The following is a 20,475-nucleotide window of genomic DNA, read 5'->3' on the forward strand; positions in this document are numbered from 1 at the left end:
GACTATCCCCGCCGTGCAAACCCGCTATATGCGCGGGTTATGAGCAACCACATCCTTCCGCCCGACATCCTGGAGAACGCGAAAGCCTGGCCTATCCAAGAGGCCAAGGCCCTGAAGAAGCGCCTGGACAAGACGGCCAAGAAGGACGGCCTCGTCACCTTCGAGACCGGCTACGGCCCCTCCGGCCCGCCCCATATCGGCACCTTCGGCGAGGTGGCGCGGACCTCCTTCGTGCGCCATGCCTTCAGTGCGCTTTACCCGGATTATGAGACGCGGATCCTCTCGGTCTCGGACGATATGGATGGTATGCGGAAGCTTCCTCCTGTTCCAGGTGCTGACGCGCTCGAGCCCTATCTGCAGCAGCCCCTTTCCCGCGTGCCCGATCCGGCAGGCGAGGCTGAGAGCTTTGCCGGGGCCAACAACGCAAAGTTGCAGGCCTTTCTCGACCGCTTCGGCTTCGATTACGAGTTCATCTCAGCGAGCGATGCTTACAATTCAGGCCGCAAGGACGGCGCGCTGATCCGTATGCTGGAAGTCTATGACGAGGTCATGGACATCATCCTACCGACCTTGGGTGAGGAGCGGCGGGCGACGTATTCTCCGATCCTGCCCATCAGTCCGGATAGCGGGCGGGTTCTTTACGTTCCGCTCCTCGAACGAGACGCGGCTTCGGGCACGATCGTCTATGAGGACGAGGACGGCACGCGCCGCGAGCAGAAGGTCACTAGAGGACAGGCGAAGCTTCAGTGGAAAGCCGACTGGGCCGGGCACTGGTATGCTTTCGATACGGATTATGAGATGTCCGGCGAGGACCTGACCGAGAGCGTGCGGCTGTCCCGCCGGATCATCCAAGCCATGGGTAAGGAGCCGCCCGTGGGCTTCAACTACCAGCTCTTCCTGGACGAAGAGGGCAAGAAGATCTCCAAGACCAAGGGCAACGGCCTGACGATCGAGGAGTGGCTACGCTATGCCTCGCCCGCGAGCCTGCAGCTCTTCAACTTCTCAGCGCCGAAGAAGGCCAAGAAGCTCTATTTCGACATCATCCCGAAGACGGCGGACGAGTACTGGTCCCATGTGGAGAAGTTCGCGGACCAGGAAGATGCGAAGCGTGCGGACAACCCAGCCTTCTTCATCCACCAGGGCGATGTCCCTTCCGTCACCCCGCCGGTGAGCTTCTCGCTGCTCCTCAACATCGTCGATGCCTCGGGTACGTCCGACCCCGAAGTGCTGCGCGGCTTCGTGGCCAAGTACCGGCCGGACGCGAGCGAAGAAGAGATGGCGGCGCTCGAGCCCATGCTCGGCTACGCGGTGAACTACTTCCAGGACTTCGTGCTGCCGAAGAAGAGCTTCCGTGCGCCTACTGATGAGGAGCGCGCGGCGCTCGAGTTCCTGGTGCAGCGCTTCTCCGAAGTGGGCGAGGACGAGGCGGAGGACGTCTACCAGACCATCGTCTTCGATGCGGGCAAGGCACAAGGGTTCGAGAACATGCGCGGCTGGTTCAAGGCCCTCTACGAGGTGGTGTTCGGCCAGTCCGAAGGCCCGCGCATGGGGCCGTTCGTCAAGATCTACGGCCCGCGGGAGACGGCGGAGCTGATCGGCCGTGCCCTGAAGAGAGAGGCTTAGCGTGCAGGCGGCGGAGCAGCTCGAAGAGGGTCTGGCGGAGGTCGGTCAGAGCCTCGAGGAGGTGGGTGAGAAAATCGCCCCCGCCGCCGAACGCACCGAGACCCTGCTGACGCAGATCTGGGAGCTCCTGCCGCTTCTGGCGGTGGCGATCGTGGCCGTCTGCCTGTTCTACCTCGCAGGGCGCTTTTTAGGGTCGCGGGACTTTCTGACCAAGCGGCTGTCCCGCGGCAGCGACCTGATCGAGGAGCTCCTCCGCCGGGTGATCCCGGTCGTCTTTCTCCTGCTCGGTATCGTCTTTGCCCTGAACATCCTCGATGCGGTGGCGATCCTCTCCGCCATCCTGGGGGCTGCGGGTGTCGTCGGTATCGCAGTGGGTTTTGCCATTCGCGACACGATCGAGAACTTCATCGCCTCGGTCATGCTGTCGATCCGCCAGCCCTTCAGGCCCAAGGACTATGTGGACATTGACGGGCGCCAGGGCTTCGTCGTGCGGTTGACCAGCCGGGCGACGATCCTGATGACCGCCGACGGCGTCTCGGTGCGCATTCCCAACGCCAATGTCTTCAAGGCGGTGATCGTCAACTATACGCGGAATGCGGAGCGCCGGGCGACCTTCCAGCTCGGCATCGACGCCGAGGACGACCCCCAGGCCGCCATCGAGCGGGGCATCGCCCATATGCTGGCCCTGCCCTTCACCCTCAACGAACCCCCGCCCAAGGCCTGGATCGAGGAGGTCGGCGACAGCAACATCCTCCTCACCTACGCCTTCTGGATCGACCAGCGCGAGACGGACTTCCTCAAAGCCAAGTCCGCCGCCATCCGCGTGGTCAAGGACATGCTGGAGGAGGAGGGCTTCACCCTGCCCGAGCCCATCTACCGCCTGCGCATCGACCAGATTCCCGACGCCCTCAAAGCGGTGGTCCACCAGACCGATCAGCCCTTCGAGGAGGCGCCGCCCAGGAAGGAAAGCCCCAAGGCGGCGCAGGTCACGGCGGATACGTCCGTAGACGACACGGTGCAGAAGAAGGTGGATGCCGACCGGGCCGAAGCCAGTGACGATGATCTTCTCAGCGAGGATGCGCCGACGGAGTTCGGCGACCAGGGCGAGGGTGAGAACCCATCCGGCAGGAAATAGCGCACGGGCATGCTGCGCTGGCGAAAAAGGTCAGCGATATAATATCCAGTAGCTTTTTATCGCCTAACGAGATTGCAACCACCAGCGAGCCTGCGGCACCCTGTCCCACTTCAGTACGTAATCAGGGACCTTCCATGACAAGAAAAACAAGCTGGCTCGCAGCCGGTGCTTCCCTTCTGGTGCTCGCCGGCGCGGCCCAGGCCCAGGACGACCTCACCCTCACCGAAACCAAGGCATCGACCGAGCGCGGCATTGCCGCGGCGGGCGGCGATGCGCCAGGCCGGGTGAAGAACTACCTGCGCGGCCAGGGCCTGACCGAGGACGCCATCGGCAGCCTCGAGCTCAAGCGCGAGTGGAAGGGCCGCGGCGGCCGTATCCATATGAGCTTCGAGCAGGTCGTGGACGGCAAGCGCGTCATCGGCTCGCTGGTCAAAGCCTCCGCCGACGCCGAGGGGCGCCTTCTGACGGTCTCCAAGCGCCTCGCGCGAGGCAAGTCGGAACTCGCCAAAGCCAACATCTCCGCCGAGGAAGCGCTCGCTGCCGCCATGGCCGAGAACTTCGCCTCCGGCCCGCGCGGCGGCGTCATCGCCGGGCGCGAAGGCAATCTCGTCACCTTCGAAAGCGAAGCCTTCTTCCACCAGGCCCCCACCGCCGAGGAGGTCGTCATCGCCACCCGCTCAGGCAAGATGGCCCACGGCTGGCTCGTCACCACCTGGTCGGAGGCGGGCAACCAGCTCTTCGAGACGGTGGTCAACGCGAAGGGCAAGGTGGTCTCCGTGGAGAGCCGCACCGCCGAGGACAGCTACAACGTCTTCGCCATCCACCCCGGCGTCTCGAACCAGGCCGTGGTGCAGGGTCCGGCGGCTGGCGGCACGCTCAGCCCGGACGGCTGGCTCGGGTCCGGCGCGCAGTACGCGACGCTCATCTCCGGCAACAATGTCCGCGCCTATCTCGACACCAACAACTCGAACTCACCGGACACGCCTTCGCGGCAGGTGACCGACGGCAACTTCACCACGGTGGCGCTGCTGAACCAGTCGGCCAGCACCGAGATCAACAAGGAAGTGGCCGTTCAGAACCTCTTCTGGCTCAACAACATGATCCACGATGAGCTCTACGCCTTCGGCTTCAACGAGGGTGCGGGCAACTTCCAGGAGAACAATTTCGGACGCGGCGGCGCGGGCTCCGACAGCGTCGAGGCCCAGGCCCAGGACGGCGGCGGCGTCAACAACGCCAACTTCGCCACGCCTTCGGACGGCTCGAACCCGCGGATGCAGATGTATCTGTGGAACACCACCAATCCTGGCCGCGACGGCGACCTCGACGGGGATATCGTCTGGCACGAGTACGGCCACGGCCTCACCTGGCGGATGATCGGCTCCATGTCGGGCTCGATCTCGGGCGCCATCGGTGAGGGCATGTCGGACGTCCTCGCCATCGTCATGACCGATGACGACGCGGTGGGTGAGTACGCCTACGGCAACAACACCGGCATCCGCCGCTACCGCTATGAAGGCTACCCGCTGACCCTGGGCAATTTCTCCGGCAGCTCGGTCCATTCCGACGGTGAGATCTACGCCGCGACCCTGTGGGACCTGAAGAAGCGCTACGCCGCCGCTGGCCATAGCCGCGATGTCCTGATGGGCGATGTCGTGGACGGGATGAACTTCACCGCCCCCGGCCCGGACTACCTCGACATGAGGAACGGCATCCTCGACTCGGCCCCCGCCGACCGCGACTGCCTCGTCTGGGAGAGCTTCGCCGCCTTCGGCATGGGCGAGGGTGCGGCGATGACCGCCGGGCGCTTCTCGGTCAGCGTCACCGAGAGCTTTGCCGTCCCCTCCTCCTGTACGGATGGCGGCGGCGGTGAGCCCCCGGCTCCTGCCGCGCTCACCGCGCTCGACCTCACCTCGGCGACCTCGGGCCGCAAGAACTGGGTGGCGACGGCGAGCCTCACCACCGACACCGCTGGCGCCACGGTGGGTTATAGCTGGACCGGCGGCTCGACCGGCTCCTGCACCACGGACGGCAACGGCTCCTGCACCGTCACCTCGCCGAGCTACCGTCTGGGCAGTGTGACCTCTGCAACCTTCACCGTGCAGACCATCAACGGCGCCGCGGCGACCTCGTCCAACGGCACGGCGCTGAGCGCCACCGTGAACGAGCCCGCTGGCGGCGGCGGCGGTGGTGGTGGCGGGGGCGGCAAAGGCAAGCCGAACAAGAACCGCTAGGCTTCCAGCCCATAGCATCGAAGGAAGGCCTGGCCCCGCGCCGGGCCTTTTTGCTGCCGACGATCTGCCCAGAGAACTGGCACTCAAACCCTCCGAGTGCTGCGTTGTTTTCGGGCCGCAGCGGTCTTTCCTTGCCAAAATGTTGGAAGGTTCCGTCTTGCCGATGATGCTCTCGCAAGCGCACCATCCTATATGTCGGGAGGGGCTCTCGCGCACGATCCTCGCACGCTCGCGGCATTTGCGAGCACGGTGTGACACTACGTTTACGTTTGCGCGTTAACCTTACCCCTCGCTCGGACGAATGTCCGAAGTGATGGCCCGAGTTGTGTGCGGCAGGTTTCGCGGGGTTCGGCGCCCCCGCATCAGATAGCCGGAATGGTGGTTCTTCCGGCGAGAGCATGAGGTGGCAGATATGAGCATGACCGATGGACTGGATGTCTTCGACGCGTTTGCGGAAGGCTATGAGCGGACCAAGCACGAGGAGATGTCGCTGAGAGACTACCTCTTGGCGTGCCGTGACGACGTCATGATGTACGCCTCCCCGGCGGAGCGGATGGTCAAGGCCATCGGCGAGCCGGAGATGATCGACACCTCCAAGGACCCGCGCCTCTCCCGCATCTTCTTCAACCGCACGATCAAGCGCTACAAGGCGTTCGAGCACTTCTACGGCATGGAAGACACGATCGAGCGGATCGTGGGCTATTTCCGCCACGCCGCGCAAGGCCTCGAAGAAAAGCGCCAAGTGCTCTACCTCCTCGGCCCCGTCGGCGGCGGCAAGTCGTCCCTCGCCGAGCGCCTCAAGGACTTGATGGAGGAGTACCCGATCTACGTCCTCAAGGCAGGCGACGAGCTGTCGCCGGTCTTTGAGAGCCCGCTGGGCCTCTTCCAGTCCGACGACCTCAAGGGGCTGCTCGAAGAGAAATACGGCATCGAGAAGCGCCGCCTGACCGGCATCATGAGCCCTTGGGCGGTCAAGCGCCTGGACGAGTTCGGCGGTGACATCTCCAAGTTCTCGGTGGTCAAGCTCTACCCGAGCAAGCTGCGTCAGATCGGCATCACCAAGACCGAGCCGGGCGACGAGAACAACCAGGACATCTCCGCCCTCGTCGGCAAGGTGGACATCCGCAAGCTGGAGCATTTCAGCCAGGACGACACCGACGCCTACTCCTACTCAGGCGGCCTGTGCCATGCGAACCAGGGGCTTTTGGAGTTCGTCGAGATGTTCAAGGCGCCGATCAAGGTGCTCCACCCGCTGCTCACCGCCACCCAAGAAGGCAACTATGTCGGCACGGAGAGCCTCGGCCCCATCCCCTTCACCGGCGTGATCCTGGCGCACTCGAACGAGAGTGAGTGGCAAGCCTTCCGCAACAACAAGAACAACGAGGCCTTCCTCGACCGTATCTCCGTGGTCAAGGTGCCCTATGCGCTGCGCCCCACGGAAGAGACGGCGATCTACGAGAAGCTGCTTCACTCCTCCGAGCTGAAGACCTCGGCCTGCGCCCCTGAGACCCTGCCCATGCTGGCAAGGTTCTCGGTGCTGACACGCCTCAAGGAGCATGAGAACTCCAACCTCTACTCCAAGATGCGGGTCTATGACGGCGAGAAGCTGAAGGACACCGACCCCAAGGCGAAGAGCCACCAGGAGTACCGCGACGCCGCCGGTGTCGACGAGGGCATGGACGGCATCTCGACGCGGTTTGCCTTCAAGGTGCTGTCCGAGACCTTCAATTTTGATACGGAGGAAGTCTCCGCCGATCCCGTGCACCTCATGTATGTGCTGGAGAACGCCATCAAGCGGGAGCAGTTCCCCGACGAGACCGAGAAGAAGTATCTCGAGTTCATCAAGGCCGACCTGTCTCCCCGCTATGCGGACTTCATCGGCAAGGAGATCCAGAAGGCTTATCTCGAAAGCTATGGCGAGTACGGACAGAACCTCTTCGACCGCTACATCTCCTATGCCGATGCGTGGATCGAGGACCAGGACTTCAAGGATCCCGACACGGGCCAACTCCTGGACAGAGCTACCCTCGACACGGAGCTTTCCAAGATCGAAAAGCCCGCAGGTATCGCCAACCCCAAGGACTTCCGCAACGAGGTGGTCAAGTTCGCCCTGCGTGCCCGTGCGGCCAACGGCGGCAAGAACCCGTCCTGGACCTCCTACGAGAAGCTCCGCAGGGTGATCGAGACGCGGATGTTCACCCAAGTGGAGGACCTCCTCCCGGTCATCTCCTTCGACAGCAAGAAGGACTCGGACACCGCGAAGAAGCACGACGACTTCGTCAGCCGCATGGAGGACAGGGGCTACACCCCCCGCCAGGTCCGGCGCCTCGTCGAGTGGTACATGCGGGTGAACAAGGCGGGTTAGTTTGCAGCAGCCCTCTACTGTTCTACCCATTCCCGAGGCCATCGCGCACCCCGCCGATGGCCTCGAACTATTTCGAGTATGGCGATCAACCGAAGCAACCTATGTTGGTTGGTTCGTAGGCGATGAATGGACCAGTACCAATTTTGCCCAAATAACTGCTGACTTCGCCCGTGAATTGATGAACCTCCAGTCTCGAGATGATGCAGTACAGAACTCCGATATTGTCGCATTGGCTCTGGGTGATGTGCATGAACCTCAAGCTGACTTTAGCGGACGGTACGGCGGCACTGCATCTACAAGACCGAATGACGTAGCCGAACACATGCTACCAATTCCGGTGCCTGCTGATGAAATAGAGGATGTCTATGAAGTTGCCCGGGGATGGGCTGACGGCAAGCGGCTTCAGGTATCGCTTCGAGAGGATATCCTCATGGACCATAACAGGGCCGCTTGGATTATCTTGCAGCTTATCCAACACGCTGCGAACGCACTGCAGCAAAGAGATGGCAGGGATTTCGACGACCTAGTGGAAGAAATTTCCGCACAAGTCCGCAACCTCGGTACATAGCAAACCATATTGACTACATACGTAGTCCTTGCTACTCCCCGTTCGATAGGACGGGGAGTTTTCTATGCGTATGATCCTGATGGCTGCTGTTGCAGCGCTACCTGCCGCCGGCAAAGCCGAGGTGCGGACCGGCGACCACGGCATCGTTGTAGCGTCGAACGCCGACAAGACCCAGGAGGCTATGGGAGAGCTGAAAGCCGCCGCGACAGCCTTCGAGCGCACCTTCGGCGTGGCGCCGCCCCGTGGCATCGTCATGGAGGAGGGAAGCTCCGAGCCTGTCGCCGAAGACGGTTTCGCCTGGATCATGCCCTGGGACTTCGGCGGAGCGGAGGAAGGCCCGGATCCGAAGATCGTCGCTTCCATGCGTACACAGATCGTGGAGCAGCTTTCGGCAGGCGGGCGGACGCCTTCCGAGACGGAAGTGGACGCCGTGCTGGCGAAGGGCCTGGCGCAGCTCGGCCCTCGGAAGAAGAAGACCGAGGTCAAACCCCTGCGCCACGAGATCGCCCACGCCCTCTACCGCACGGCTCTCTGGCCTGCGGCGGACGGCCAGCGCCAGTATGGCGGCGGGGCGCCGGACTGGCTGGACGAGATCGCTGCGGTGGCCGCCGAGGACGAGGTGCTGACCGCCAAGCGCCGCGCGCGCTTCGAAGCGATGGCGGCGGACGACCGGCTCATTCCGCTCGAAGAGTTCTTCACCATGGAGCACCCCCTCTTCGGTGCCGTTACGAAGATGCTCGACGAGCGCGGCCGGACGAACGGCGTGATCCGTATGACAGCGGAGGATTTCGAAGCGATGGACGTCGATGTGAAGGGCGCGCCGCTCGACTTCTACGCCCAGGCCCGCGGTGTTCTCGACTATCTGAACCAGGAGGCCACCCAGCCCCACGTCCTGACGGCGATGACTGAGGCCCTTCGCAGCGGCGACACCATGGAGGGGTTCCTGCGGCAACGGGGCGAGGAGTACGGACTACCCCGCGGCCTTCGCGGGATGGAGCGGGAGCTGAAGGCTAGTGCTCGATAGCGGACCGGGCGAGTTCGGCGGCGAGGCTTGCCGCCAGGGCGTTCGACAGGCCGATGACATCGCCGGACTGATCCGCGGTCTGCGGCAGTGCTTCGATCAGCTTGTCAGGACAGGGAAGGATACGCTGGCCCCTGCCCTTCTCGCAGCCGACCCGGTGCACCCGCCGCCCCCCCTCCGTCACAGCGCTGATACGGGCATCGAGAGCCGGCCGGTAGGCGCTCTCCTTATCGTCCCTCGTCAGTCCGAAGGCGGAGGCATCAACACGTAGCAGCACCTCCCCGGAGAGCGGTTCCCTCTCCTCATCGAGGACAGTGAGGGTCAGGGACCGCCCGGCGAACTCCGCCTCCAGCGCCGATAGGAGCCGCTCGCCCGGATCGTAGCTGCCGAGTGCCGCGGCCAACTCCTCTTCACGCCGGGTAGCCCCTTGCGAGGCCATCCGCCTCGCCGCCGCATCGGCGAACAGCCCGGCGAGCGGCACCGCCGAGCCGATCGCTACCGCGACGCTGCGTCCGGTGGAGCCGCGGTCGATGACATCGAGCTGGCGGGGAAGGTCGCCGTCGACGATCAGCACGCTGCGCACCGGCTCGGGGGCCAGGGTCGAGCCGGACGGCCCCCCGGAGCACGCCGTCAGCATAAGGACCGCCAGCCCGCCGGCAATCTTCCTCACGGGCGCCTCAGCCCTTCTTGGCGTTCTCGAGCCCCTCCTGGATCAGGCGCTCGGCCTCCTCCTTGCCCTTCCACTCAATCACCTTCACCCATTTGTTGGGCTCGAGGTCCTTGTAGCGCTCGAAGAAGTGCCAGATACGGTCGCGCATGATCTCGGGCACGTCCTCATAGGTCTTGATGGTGTCGTAGTAACGGGTGAGCTTGGGATGGGGCGCGGCGAGGATCTTCTCGTCGAGCCCTGCCTCGTCCTCCATAAGCAGCACACCGATGGGACGGGCACGGAGCACACAGCCCGGCACCAGCGGGCGGTTGCCGAGGCACATCACATCCACCGGGTCGCCGTCCCCCGACAGCGTGTGAGGCATGAACCCGTAATTGCAGGGGTAGCGCATGGAGGTGTAGAGGAACCGATCGACGAAGATCGCGCCCGACGGCTTGTCGAACTCGTACTTGATGGGCTCGTTCCCCAGGGGGACCTCGATGATGACGTTGATGTCGGTCGGCGGGTTCTCGCCGGCGGGCACTTCGGAGATACGCATGGTGCTTGGCCTTTCTCGGAGGCTCGTGGAGAGCCGAGCTTTGATCCTTTGAACCGCTCTAACGGTTTTTGTGCAGCGCGAAAGGGCCGGGGCGGAGAAGGTGAAAGCGGTTGACCTGAGGGTCCGCTTCTCGCACCCCTCCCGATGCGCGGTTCTGCCCCCCTCCTGCGCCAAACGGAGCTCCTATGGAAGCCAGAGTGATCAGCCTTTCCGAACACGGCCACGACATGACGGCCGAGACCCTGTTCAAGGCGATTTTGCCGGAAGGCCAGAGCAAGCTGCGGGTGGACGACATCTACGCGGCGCTGCGGGTCTGCGGCCTGGAGCGTACCGACAAGCGCATTAAGGAGACCATGCGCAACATCAGGCTGCTGCCGCGCACGGCGGAGCTCGACCTCGAGGCCTTCACCAAGGTGCTGGCGCCGGAGAACGCCACGGTCATCGCAAGGGGCGTGGCGGGCGACTTCATCATCCCCAACTTCGTCTCCTTCCGTCAGCGCCTCTCGCGCATCTTCCGCGAGGTGGAGCACAACCGCGAGGGCAAGGTGGCGGACTACATTCCCCAGCTCGCCCGCGTCGAGCCGGACCTCTGGGGAATGGGGGTCTGCACGGTGGACGGCCAGCAGTTCTCCATGGGCGACAATGACGAGACCTTCTGCGCCCAGTCCTGCTGCAAGCCGATCAGCTACGCGGTGGCGCTCGACCGGCTGGGCCGCGACAAGGTGCACAAGCATGTGGGCCGCGAGCCCTCGGGGCGGGGCTTCAACGAGCTGACCCTCGACGAGAACGGCCTGCCCCACAACCCGATGATCAATGCGGGCGCGATCATGACCTCCTCGCTGATCAGGCCGGAGCTCCCCCTCGCCGACCGCTTCGACCACGTCATGCAGACCTGGCGGAAGCTCTGCGGCGGCAAGCGTGCAGGCTTCGACAATTCGGTCTTCCTGTCCGAGCGGGACAATGCCGACCGCAACTTCGCCCTCGCCTACATGATGCGCGAGCAGGGGGCTTTTCCCAAGGACACGGACCTTCTGCAGACCCTCGACTTCTACTTCCAGCAGTGCTCGATCACCGTCGATGTCAGGCAGATGGCGGTCTTGGCCGCGACGCTCGCCAATGGCGGGGTGTGTCCTGTCACCAACCAGCGTGTGCTGACGTCCGAGACGGTCAAGGACTGCCTCAGCCTGATGTACTCCTGCGGCATGTACGACTTCTCCGGGGAGTACGCCTTCACCGTGGGCATACCTGCGAAGTCCGGCGTGTCCGGAGCGCTCTTCATGGTGGTGCCCGGCATCTGCGGCTTCGCCCTCTACAGCCCGCGCCTCGATGCGCTCGGCAACTCCGTACGCGGCGTGGATTTCTCCAAGCGTCTGGTCGATACCTTCGCCTTCCACACCTATGCGGGCATGGTGGACGACCACGGACTGATCGACCCCAGAAAGCCGCAGGTCGAACGCGATGCCGACGAGGTGGCCTATATGTGCGCCGCCGCGTCCAAGGGAGACCTGGGCGAGCTGCGGCGCCTCGTGGCGGCGGGCGTCGACCCTTCCAGCGCCGACTATGACGGCCGGACGGCGCTGCACCTCGCCGCGTGCTCGGGGCAGGAGGAGGCGCTGCGCTACCTTCTGACCGTCTGCGAGGACTGCTCGCCCAAGGACCGCTGGGGCCACACCCCCCTCGACGAGGCCAGGGGCGGCGGCCATGGCGGGGCGGCGGAGCTTCTGGAAGCCAGCGGGAAATAGCCCGGCGGAAGACCTGCCGCCCAAGCGCAAGAACGCGTGAGGCAGGGGTCTTGCGGCTTGCGGTCATTGGAACTTGGCGGCCAGTCTCACATCGCCTAACCCGCGCCTTGGAACCATAGGAACAAGGGAAGCGCTCATGTTCGAAGACCTCAAGGGCCGCAAGGCCGTCATCACCGGCTCGACCTCGGGGATCGGCCTCGCCTTTGCCGAGGGGCTCGCCAAGATGGGGGTCGACATCACCCTCAACGGCTTCGGCGACCAGGGCGAGATCGAGGACAACCGCGCGAGGATCGCCGGTGAGACAGGGGTCGATGTCCGCTATGACGGCGCCGACATGACCAAGCCCCAGGAGATCCGCGACCTGATCAAAGGAGCCGAGGCGGCCCATGGCCGCGTAGACATCCTCGTCAACAACGCAGGTATCCAGAAGGTCGCGCCCATCGACGAGTATGATGACGAGGTCTGGGACCGGATCATCGCCATCAACCTCACCTCCAACTACCACACGATCAAGGCGGCGCTTCCGGGCATGAAGGAGCGCAAGTTCGGCCGTATCGTGAACATCGCCTCCGCCCACGGCCTCGTCGCCTCGCCGTTCAAGTCGGCCTACAACGCCGCCAAGCACGGCGTGGTCGGCCTGACCAAGACCGTCGCACTTGAGGCGGCCGAGTTCGGGGTCACCTGCAACGCCATCTGCCCCGGCTTCACCTTGACCCCGCTCCTCGAAGCGCAGATGGCCGACAACGCCAAGGCCCGCGGCATCACCGAGGAGGAGGCGAAGGCCAAGCTCCTCAACGACGCCCACGCCACCAAGGAGTTCGTCACCTACGACAACCTCGTCGGCATGCTTGCCTATCTCTGCTCGGATGCAGGCTCGGGCGCGACGGGCTACCCCTACGCCGTCGACGCCGGCTGGACCGCACACTGACGGAGCCTTCAGCGCCCCCCGCCCGCAAGCGGCTCAACCTCGCCCTTCAGGGCGGCGGGGCGCACGGCGCCTTTGCCTGGGGGGTCTGCGACAAGCTGCTCGAAAGCGAGACAATCGAGATCAACGCCATCACCGCCACCTCGGCGGGGGCAATGGTCGGCACCTGCCTCGCCTACGGCTATCATCTGGGTAGGGGCCAAGGCGCGCGCGACAAGCTAGACGAGTTCTGGGAGCGGGTCGCCGACCTTCAGAACCCCTTCGAGCTGCCCATGACCTCGCCGCTCCCCTTCTTCGAGGAGGCGCGGAAGTTCTGGGCCAACCAGACGATGGGCGCGGTGACCTCAGCCTTCTCGCCCTACCAGCTCAACCCCCTCAACTGGAACCCGCTAAGGGACCTCGTGGACGAGGTGGTCGACTTCGAGGCGCTCAGGCAGTGCCGCTCCATCAAGCTGTTCGTCAGCGCAACGAATGTCCGCTCGGGGAAGGTCAAGGTCTTCCCGATGGAGGAGGTGAGCCTCGACGCCTGCATGGCGTCGGCCTGCCTGCCGCACCTCTTCCAGGCGGTGGAGATCGGCGGCGAGGCCTATTGGGACGGGGGCTATATGGGCAACCCCTCCCTCTGGCCGCTCTTCTACGAAACGGAGGTCGAGGATCTCCTTCTCGTCCATATCAACCCGATCGTCCGCTCTGAGCTTCCCACCACCGTGCCGGAGATCGAGAACCGCCTCAACGAGATCACCTTCAACGCCTCTCTCCTGAAGGAGCTGCGCGCCGTCGGCTTCGTGCAGAAGCTGCTGCGTGAGGGCTGGCTGAAGGACGAGTATAAGAGCCAGCTCTCGGACATCCGCTACCACGCCATCCGCGCCGACAAGCTCCTCGACGACTTCCCCCTGGAGACGAAGTTCAACACCGACATCCACTTCCTCCGGGAGCTGAAGGAGATCGGCCGCGAGGCGGCGGCGAAGTGGATAGGCGAGGCCTGGGACAAGCTCGGCGAGGACAGCACCTGTGATCTCAGGGGCGAGTTTCTGGACCTTTAGGCTGCGACCGCACTGCGCTCACCTCTCCCTCCGGGAGAGGTCGAAGGCTGCGCCAGCAGGCTTCGGGTGAGGGCGTTCGAGGGCTGAGTTTAGTCTCGTGCTCGCCCTCACTCGGCATCATAGATGCCGATCTCTCCCGGAGGGAGAGATCGGCAAGGATGAGACCCCCTACTCCTCCTCGCTCAGCGCCTCCAGCCGAGGCTTCAGCTTCTTGACCATCGCCAAGTCGCTGTCCGGCACGGCATCGAGGTTGTCGGCAAGCGAGGACATGCGCTTCAGCATCGAGCGCATCTTGGCAGGGACATATTGCAGCTCGGCATCGCTCATATTGGCGGCCTCGCGCATATCCTTGAGCTCGCCCTTCGACATCTCCGAGCGCATGAAGGCGGCCATGAAGCGGTCGCCCGCTTCGCCGAAGCTCTCCATGGAAGAGAAGCCGTTGCGCTTCACCGAGGCGCGGAAGGGCTGGCCCGCCTCGGGGTGGCCTGCAAGCCGCTCGGCCAGGGAGCTCATGAAGACGATCTTGCCGTCCTCCGACAGAAGCATGTCCATGGCGCCCGCCGGGTCGTCCTCCATGTCGAGGTCGATATCGAAGTCCACATCCTCGTTCTCGTCGGCATAGACCTTCATCTCCTCAAGGACGGTGATGAAGCCCTCCGCCTCCCTCTCGGTCAGGGGGGCGGCGTGGGCGCTGCCGATCACCAGCAGCAGGACGGAGAGAAGACGGAGCATGAGAGGACCCTTCTAGAGTAGCCGCGTGCGCGGGGCAGGCGGGGCGCGTTCGTGGCGCAGCTCGCCGCCCTCGATGGGCGAGGTAAGCTGCTCGCCCTCAGCTTTCCAGCTTCCCACAGCCCGGTCCACCGGCCAGTACACATAATCGGCTTGCGGTCCGGCAATGATCTCGAAGGCCGGGGCGAGGTCGGTCTCATCCACTGTCAGCCACTGGGCGTAGTCGTCAGGCCGAACCACGACCGGGGTGCGGTGGTGGAGCTTCGCCGCCTCCCCTTCCGAGGCGCGGGTCAGGAACGCCGCCGTTCGCAGCTCGCTACCGTCGGCGCCGAGCCAGTCCTCGTAGATGCCCGCCAGGGAGAAGAGCGGCAGCTCCGGCCCGAGCCCGATTACATAGGGCTGTTTGACCCCTCCCTCCTCGCGCCACTCATAGAAGCCGTTCATGGGAAAGAGGCAGTGCCTCCGCCGGAAAGCCGCCTGGAACATCGGCTTCTCGTGGGCGGTTTCGGAGCGGACATTGATCATCGGCTTCTTCAGCCACTTCCCCTCCCGGTCCCAGGAGGGCACGAAGCCCCAGCGCACGAGCTCATAGGCGCGGGTCTCGCCGTTCTGGACGATGATCGGCACGGGCTGGCTCGGCGCGATGTTGTAGCGCGGCGGGGCGTTGTCCCAGGGGACGATGCCGTAGTGCTCGGAAACCTCGTAGGGCGTATCCTTAAGTAGGTAGCGCGCGTTCAAAGGAAGCTCCCATGGTTCAGACACCCGGTTCCCGCCCCATCCTCGCAACCGGCGGGGTCGTTCTCAAGGGCTCTGAGGTGCTTCTGATCCAGCGGGGGCGTGAGCCCTTCAAAGGCCAGTGGTCGATCCCCGGCGGCAAGGTCGAGCATGGCGAGCGGCTGGAGGACGCCGTGCGCCGCGAGGTCATGGAGGAGACCGGCGTGACTTGCGAGGTGCTCGGCTTGATCGGCGTCTTCGAAGCCATGCCCAGGCGGGAGGGGGAGCCGCACTTCGTCATGGCGGACTATGCCTGCCGCTGGGTCTCCGGCGAGCCCCTCGCCGCCGACGACGCCATGGACGCGGCCTTCATGCCGCTGGCAGAGGCCCTCGCCCATGTGGCCTGGGACGAGACCAGGCGGGCCGTGCAAGGGGCGCTTCGCTTCGCTAAGGAGGCAGGATGATCGCCCTCCTCGCCGCCCTCTTCCTCGCCCAGCAGCCCCCGGTCAGCGACGCGCCCGCCGCCGCGGACGTCTATGGCAGGCGCCAGCAGGACCTCATCCTGCTGGCCGCGCGGCTCGGCAGCCTCCACCGCCTCAACCAGGTCTGCCCGAGCTACGGCCAGATCACCGTCTTCCGCGACCGCATGATGGAGGTGGTCGATGTCGAACGCCCGCCCCGCGACACGAAAGAGGCGATGATCGCAGGCTTCAACGACGGCTACCGCCAGATGACCGAGCGGCACATGACATGCTCACTGGAGGCGGAAGAGGATTTCACCAGAGCCGCGCTGTCGGCCCTGTCGATCAGCGACCGGCTGGCGGCGCCTTTGGGGGTTTGAAGGGGTTTCCTCCCCTTCAGGGGAGGTGTCAGCGAGGCTGACGGAGGGGACGACGAACTAAGCGAAGACGATTGATTGACAGTCCCCCTGCGCCCTACGGGCACCTCCCCCTGATAGGGGGAGGAAAGCAGACAACCGGCCTTTCCTACGAAGAACGCGAGCGAAGCGCAGCGAAGCCGAGCCGGCGCTCAAGTAGCGAGCGCGAGCGAGCGGTAGCGCCACTCAACATTACTAGGCCTGCCCTCTGGCAGGCCGGAGCGCCCACAAAAACATTGACCCGCCTCACGTTAGGGTGAACAATTCTTAAAGGGACAGGCAAGGGTGGGTCTTCGGCCATGTGGCGGCTTCTTTCCGCGCTCGTGATTCTGGCGTCGCTGGTGTTCAACGTGTTCGCGTTGACGGCCCTGCTCGACGCCTGGGAGATCGCTGATACGGCCTGGCGGCAGCCTTTTCACCGCCTCGGTGCTCTTTACGAGGTGCCGGTGCGCCTTCTGGCGGAAACGGTGCAGGGGCCGTTATCGGCCCTGGTCGGGGACCGGATCGAGCTGCCCTGCTGGTGGATCCATGTCTTCGCCATGTACGCCTCCTCGGCGGCGGCGATCTATGCCGGGTCGATGGGCCGGGCGGAGCGGGAGAAGCGCGTGGGCGAGATCATGCGCGGGGGCGCTTCGATCTTCTTCCCGCTGGCCATTGTCACCTATCTCGGCAACCTCATCGTCCAAGGCTTTCGCAACCGGATCGTCTCGCGCTTCCTGACCCAGCACAACAAGACCGCCCTCTTCTACGCGGCAGGGGTTCTGGGGATGTATGCAGGCGGCAACTACATCAACGCCGAGATACTGACCGGACCGCCAGCGCCGGGACAGGAGTTCTCGGTCAAGAACGAGGGCACCTGCCGCTTCGGCGACGGCGACATTGTGGATCAGCTCATCCGCGCGGTATCGGCCGAGTAGCAGACTCCGCCGTCATCCCGGACTTTGAAGGCGGTTCACCGTAGGTGAAGCAGAAGGTCCGGGGGACCTTCTGCAGGCGGAGAAGGCCACGGCAGTGGCAAAGGCTATCCGGGACCCATGGATTGGGCTTTCAATACAGAACAAGAGCTCTTTGCGTTTCGGCGGCCAGTCCATGGGTCCCGGATAAGTGCTGCGCACTTTCCGGGATGACGGCGCTGCTATGAACTCCTGATCGTCTCGTCGAAGCGCACGGGCTCCCCAGCCCCTTCCAGGACCACCTCGCCCTCCCACATGACCGTCCGGCCGCGAATGATCGTGCCGATGGGAAAGCCCTGGACCTCGCGGCCCGCAAAAGGCGTCCAGCCGGACTTGTTGGCCATCATCTCGTCCGTGAGGGTCACTTTACGCGAGAGGTCGCACACGGTGATGTCGGCGTCGTAGCCGATGGCGAGCCGGCCCTTGCCGCGAAGCTGGAACAACCGCTGCGCCCCGGCCGAGGTCAGATCCACGAAGCGCTGCAGTGTCATCCGGCCCTTGGCCACATGGTCGAGCATCACCGGCACCAGGGTCTGAACCCCCGGCATGCCGGACGGCGACAGCGGATAGGGCTTCGCCTTCTCCTCGATCGTGTGCGGCGCATGGTCCGAACCCACCACATCGAAGAGCCCCATGCGGAGATAGTGCCACAAAGCCTCCGCATGCTGAGAAGGTCTGATCGGCGGGTTCATCTGCGCCTTGGTGCCGAGCCGATCATAGGCTTCGGGGGCGGAGAGCGTCAGGTGCTGCGGCGTCACCTCGCAGGACGCGATGTCCTTGTTGGCGGCCAGCATGGGCAGCTCGTCCGCGGTGGTCACATGAAGAACGTGCACCCGCCGCCCCGTTTCGCGGGCGATCTTCAGAAGCCGCGTGGTGGACTTCACCGCCGCCTCGACCGAGCGCACCTCGTAATGGGAATGCACGTCGCCCTCGCGGGCGAGCCGCGCATTCGCCTCCATCGTGTCCTCGTCCTCGGAGTGGATCGCCACCCGTCTGCGTCCTGACGAAAGCGCCGCGCGCAGGCCCTCATCGTCCGGCACCAGAAGATTGCCGGTGGAGGCGCCCATGAAGATCTTCACCCCGCAGACACCGGGATGCATCTCGAGCTCGGCGAGGCTCGCCGCATTGTCCGTGGTCGCACCGACATAGAAGGCGTGGTCGCAGTGCATCCGCGCCGCACGCGTCAGCTTGTCCTCGAGCGCCTCGACGGTGGAGGTGGAGGGCTTGGTGTTCGGCATCTCGAAGACGGCGGTGATGCCGCCGAGCACCGCGCCGCGCGAGCCTGTCTCGAGGTCTTCCTTATGCTCCGCCCCCGGCTCGCGGAAATGCACCTGGGTGTCGATGCAGCCGGGAAAGAGGTGCAGCCCGGTGCATTCGATCACCTCGCCGCCGGAAAGGTTCTCGCCGATGGCCGCGATCTTACCGTCCGTGATCGCCACATCGCGGATGCCCGCGCCGTCATGGCCTACGACCGTGCCGCCCTTGAGAACGCGCTCGTAAGCCATCAGCGCTGCAGCCCCAGCATGGGCGGCACCAGAAGCTCCGGGTCCACCGGGGTGCCGTTGTAGTTGACCGTCCAGTGAAGATGCGGCCCCGTGGCCCGGCCGGTCATGCCCACCGCGCCGATCACCTCGCCCTTGGTGACGATCTGCCCCGGCTTCACGTCCACCCGGCTGAGATGCAGCATCGCCGATTCGATCCCCTGGCCGTGGTCGATGAAGATCAGCCCGCCCTCGAAGTACATGTCGCTCTCGGCGAGCGTGATCTTGCCGGTGGAGGGGGCGCGGATATCGGTGCCCTGGAAGTCCATGGGGCTGGTGCCGACGGGGGCTGCGATGTCGGTGCCGGAATGGGGCCTTTTGGGGTCGCCGTTGAGGATGCGCTGCGCGCCCATCTTGCCGGAGATGCGCCCGCGCACCGGCCAGTCCCAGCCCGCCCGCCAGTAAGAGGTCGCGGCCCGGTCGGCCCTTGCCGCCCGCTTCAGCTCCTGGTCGGCGCGGATCTTGGAGAGCTGCTCCTCGGTATAGGGGTTCACCTTGGCCGGATCGAGGTTGTCGATGCGGCTCACCGGAAACTCGCGCTCGCCGATCAGGGGCTTCCGCTCCTCGACCGTGCCGTCGGGATAGGTGAGGACGATATCGGCACGGCCTTCATAGTCGCGTCCGAAACCGAGCGCGAAATGGCCGTCGCTATCCACCGCCACGGGATCGCCGTCGAGGGTCACGCGCGTACCCGGCTCGGTGACCCAGAAGCTCAGCCCCGCCTGCACCAATCGGCCCCTGGTCAGGCTGACCCGCTCGGTCACCACCTCCGCCGGGGCCTCGTCCACCAGATCGTCCTCGACGGGAGGGAGCTCGGTCACGGCGGGCGCCTGCTCCTTCGTAGGCGACAGGCTCGGCGGGGGCGGGGTCTGGGCACAGGCGACCGCGAACAGGCACGGCGCGGCGGTCAGAAGCCATCGGTACATCTAGAAACTCCTCCCCTGGGACAGGGCGTCCTCGCGCGCTTTGTTGGCGGCGGCGGCGTCGGCATAGGGCTGTTGCAGGTCCACGCTCCAGTAGCGCAGCTCCTTCAGCGGGATCACCCGGTCGGTAACCGCGCAGCGCACGAAGGTGCCGGGCTTGAGGACATCGAAATCGGCGTCGAGGTAGCGAAGCTGCGCCTCCCCGCCAGCGCTCAGATCAAGGCTGTTCATGGGGCTTTCGATACGCGCTTGCGGCCCCTGCGCCAAGCTTTCTTCCCCGTCATCCGGGAAGCCGAAGGCTATCCGAGACCCATGGCCGACGGTTTTTCGTCCGGAACGACACCCGAACCTCTGGTGACGACTAGTCCATGGGTCCCGCATAAGCGCTCCGCACTTTCCGGGATGACGAAGCGCAGGTGTTGGGAGCCAAATTCGAACCGGAGCCCCTTTTCCCACAAGGCCAGCGTTGACCCGCGCGAAGGGCAGCTATAGAGGGCGCGGCGATCACTTTCGCGGCGCGCAAACATCGGGGGCGACGTCACGGTTTCATGAGCGACGACGAGGCACAACGCTCTGACCTCTCGGACTTCGGCGACAGGCTCGCCAAGGCCAAGGGCGAAGAGGAGGCGAAGCGAAAGCCCGCCCGCCGGTCAGGCGCCGCAGCCGGTGACGGCCTTCGGGTCGCGATCGAGTTCGTGGTCTCGGTCCTGGTGGGCTGCGGCCTTGGCTACACGATCGGCAGCTTTCTGGGCTCGCCGGTCATCGGCCTTCTGATTGGAATGCCCATCGGCTTCGCCGCGGGCCTGAGGACTGTGTACCGCAGCATGGCAAGACCGCCCGCTGAGGGAGGAGAGAACGAATGAGCTTGGGGCTGAAC

General features: G+C 64.8%; 20 protein-coding genes. 13 read left to right on the top strand and 7 right to left on the bottom strand.

Annotated elements, in window-relative coordinates; all coding sequences use genetic code 11:
* Positions 1-39: 39 nt before the first annotated feature.
* The 6 genes from NOG11_RS05300 to NOG11_RS05325 all read left to right on the top strand — a co-directional run bounded on the left by NOG11_RS05300 (position 40) and on the right by NOG11_RS05325 (position 8,946).
* Entirely contained in the window at positions 40-1,623 is a 1,584-nt protein-coding gene (locus NOG11_RS05300) for a lysine--tRNA ligase (RefSeq protein ID WP_256618648.1), read from the top strand.
* Position 1,624: 1 nt separating this feature from the next.
* Positions 1,625-2,758, top strand: coding sequence for a mechanosensitive ion channel family protein (locus NOG11_RS05305; protein WP_256618649.1), 1,134 nt, complete (start codon positions 1,625-1,627; stop codon positions 2,756-2,758).
* 134 nt (positions 2,759-2,892) lie between these two features.
* Complete coding sequence (locus NOG11_RS05310) at positions 2,893-4,989, top strand: M36 family metallopeptidase (protein WP_256618650.1); 2,097 nt, start codon at positions 2,893-2,895, stop codon at positions 4,987-4,989.
* Positions 4,990-5,407: 418 nt separating this feature from the next.
* Positions 5,408-7,354 (top strand): PrkA family serine protein kinase, encoded by a 1,947-nt coding sequence (locus NOG11_RS05315; RefSeq protein WP_370468232.1) that lies wholly within the window; start codon positions 5,408-5,410, stop codon positions 7,352-7,354.
* Between the two features lies 1 nt (position 7,355).
* Entirely contained in the window at positions 7,356-7,922 is a 567-nt protein-coding gene (locus tag NOG11_RS05320; RefSeq protein ID WP_256618651.1) for a DUF5076 domain-containing protein, read from the top strand.
* 64 nt (positions 7,923-7,986) lie between these two features.
* Entirely contained in the window at positions 7,987-8,946 is a 960-nt protein-coding gene (locus NOG11_RS05325; RefSeq protein ID WP_256618652.1) for a hypothetical protein, read from the top strand.
* Here NOG11_RS05325 and NOG11_RS05330 read toward each other — a convergent pair.
* Together NOG11_RS05330 and ppa are read right to left on the bottom strand one after the other, a co-directional pair.
* On the bottom strand, positions 8,933-9,613 hold the full coding sequence (locus NOG11_RS05330; protein WP_256618653.1) for a YajG family lipoprotein: 681 nt from the start codon (positions 9,611-9,613) through the stop codon (positions 8,933-8,935). The genes NOG11_RS05325 and NOG11_RS05330 overlap by 14 nt on opposite strands.
* A 7-nt stretch (positions 9,614-9,620) precedes the next feature.
* Positions 9,621-10,151: an inorganic diphosphatase gene (gene ppa / locus NOG11_RS05335; protein ID WP_256618654.1), complete on the bottom strand. Its 531-nt coding sequence runs from the start codon at positions 10,149-10,151 to the stop codon at positions 9,621-9,623.
* Between the two features lie 185 nt (positions 10,152-10,336).
* Between ppa and glsA the strand changes: the two genes are divergently transcribed.
* The 3 genes from glsA (at position 10,337) to NOG11_RS05350 (ending at position 13,861) form a co-directional block, all read left to right on the top strand.
* Complete coding sequence (gene glsA, locus NOG11_RS05340) at positions 10,337-11,893, top strand: glutaminase A (RefSeq protein WP_256618656.1); 1,557 nt, start codon at positions 10,337-10,339, stop codon at positions 11,891-11,893.
* 136 nt (positions 11,894-12,029) lie between these two features.
* Positions 12,030-12,821, top strand: a complete 792-nt coding sequence (locus NOG11_RS05345) for a 3-hydroxybutyrate dehydrogenase (protein WP_256618657.1) — start codon at positions 12,030-12,032, stop codon at positions 12,819-12,821.
* Entirely contained in the window at positions 12,818-13,861 is a 1,044-nt protein-coding gene (locus tag NOG11_RS05350) for a patatin-like phospholipase family protein (protein ID WP_256618734.1), read from the top strand. The genes NOG11_RS05345 and NOG11_RS05350 overlap by 4 nt, the downstream gene beginning before the upstream one ends.
* Before the next feature lie 168 nt (positions 13,862-14,029).
* Here the strand turns inward: NOG11_RS05350 and NOG11_RS05355 are convergent, their stop codons facing one another.
* Both NOG11_RS05355 and NOG11_RS05360 read right to left on the bottom strand, forming a co-directional pair.
* On the bottom strand, positions 14,030-14,593 hold the full coding sequence (locus NOG11_RS05355; protein WP_256618658.1) for a hypothetical protein: 564 nt from the start codon (positions 14,591-14,593) through the stop codon (positions 14,030-14,032).
* A gap of 12 nt (positions 14,594-14,605) precedes the next feature.
* Complete coding sequence (locus tag NOG11_RS05360) at positions 14,606-15,328, bottom strand: SOS response-associated peptidase (RefSeq protein ID WP_256618659.1); 723 nt, start codon at positions 15,326-15,328, stop codon at positions 14,606-14,608.
* Positions 15,329-15,339: 11 nt separating this feature from the next.
* Here NOG11_RS05360 and NOG11_RS05365 point away from each other — a divergent pair, with 11 nt between their 5' ends.
* From NOG11_RS05365 to NOG11_RS05375, 3 genes are all read left to right on the top strand, one after another.
* On the top strand, positions 15,340-15,768 hold the full coding sequence (locus tag NOG11_RS05365) for an NUDIX hydrolase (protein WP_256618660.1): 429 nt from the start codon (positions 15,340-15,342) through the stop codon (positions 15,766-15,768).
* On the top strand, positions 15,765-16,145 hold the full coding sequence (locus NOG11_RS05370) for a TIGR02301 family protein (RefSeq protein ID WP_256618661.1): 381 nt from the start codon (positions 15,765-15,767) through the stop codon (positions 16,143-16,145). Before NOG11_RS05365 ends, NOG11_RS05370 begins: the two co-directional genes overlap by 4 nt.
* A 335-nt stretch (positions 16,146-16,480) precedes the next feature.
* On the top strand, positions 16,481-17,098 hold the full coding sequence (locus NOG11_RS05375; protein WP_256618662.1) for a hypothetical protein: 618 nt from the start codon (positions 16,481-16,483) through the stop codon (positions 17,096-17,098).
* A gap of 218 nt (positions 17,099-17,316) precedes the next feature.
* On the opposite strand, the gene NOG11_RS05380 is transcribed toward NOG11_RS05375, so the two are convergent.
* From NOG11_RS05380 to NOG11_RS05390, 3 genes are read right to left on the bottom strand one after another with little or no spacing between them, the layout of a single operon-like run.
* The gene (locus NOG11_RS05380) at positions 17,317-18,639 is read right to left on the bottom strand and encodes a dihydroorotase (protein WP_256618663.1); all 1,323 of its coding nucleotides are present in this window, start codon (positions 18,637-18,639) and stop codon (positions 17,317-17,319) included.
* Complete coding sequence (locus NOG11_RS05385; protein ID WP_256618664.1) at positions 18,639-19,601, bottom strand: M23 family metallopeptidase; 963 nt, start codon at positions 19,599-19,601, stop codon at positions 18,639-18,641. Before NOG11_RS05385 ends, NOG11_RS05380 begins: the two co-directional genes overlap by 1 nt.
* Positions 19,602-19,829 carry a DUF2093 domain-containing protein gene (locus tag NOG11_RS05390; protein ID WP_256618666.1) on the bottom strand — a complete coding sequence of 76 codons (228 nt, stop codon included), beginning with the start codon at positions 19,827-19,829 and terminating at the stop codon, positions 19,602-19,604. It abuts the gene before it with no gap.
* Positions 19,830-20,146: 317 nt separating this feature from the next.
* Here NOG11_RS05390 and NOG11_RS05395 point away from each other — a divergent pair, with 317 nt between their 5' ends.
* Positions 20,147-20,461 carry an AtpZ/AtpI family protein gene (locus tag NOG11_RS05395; protein WP_256618667.1) on the top strand — a complete coding sequence of 105 codons (315 nt, stop codon included), beginning with the start codon at positions 20,147-20,149 and terminating at the stop codon, positions 20,459-20,461.
* The last annotated feature ends 14 nt before the right edge of the window (positions 20,462-20,475 follow it).

The sequence above is a fragment of the Parvularcula maris genome (assembly GCF_024505085.1).
Lineage (GTDB): Bacteria > Pseudomonadota > Alphaproteobacteria > Caulobacterales > Parvularculaceae > Parvularcula > Parvularcula maris.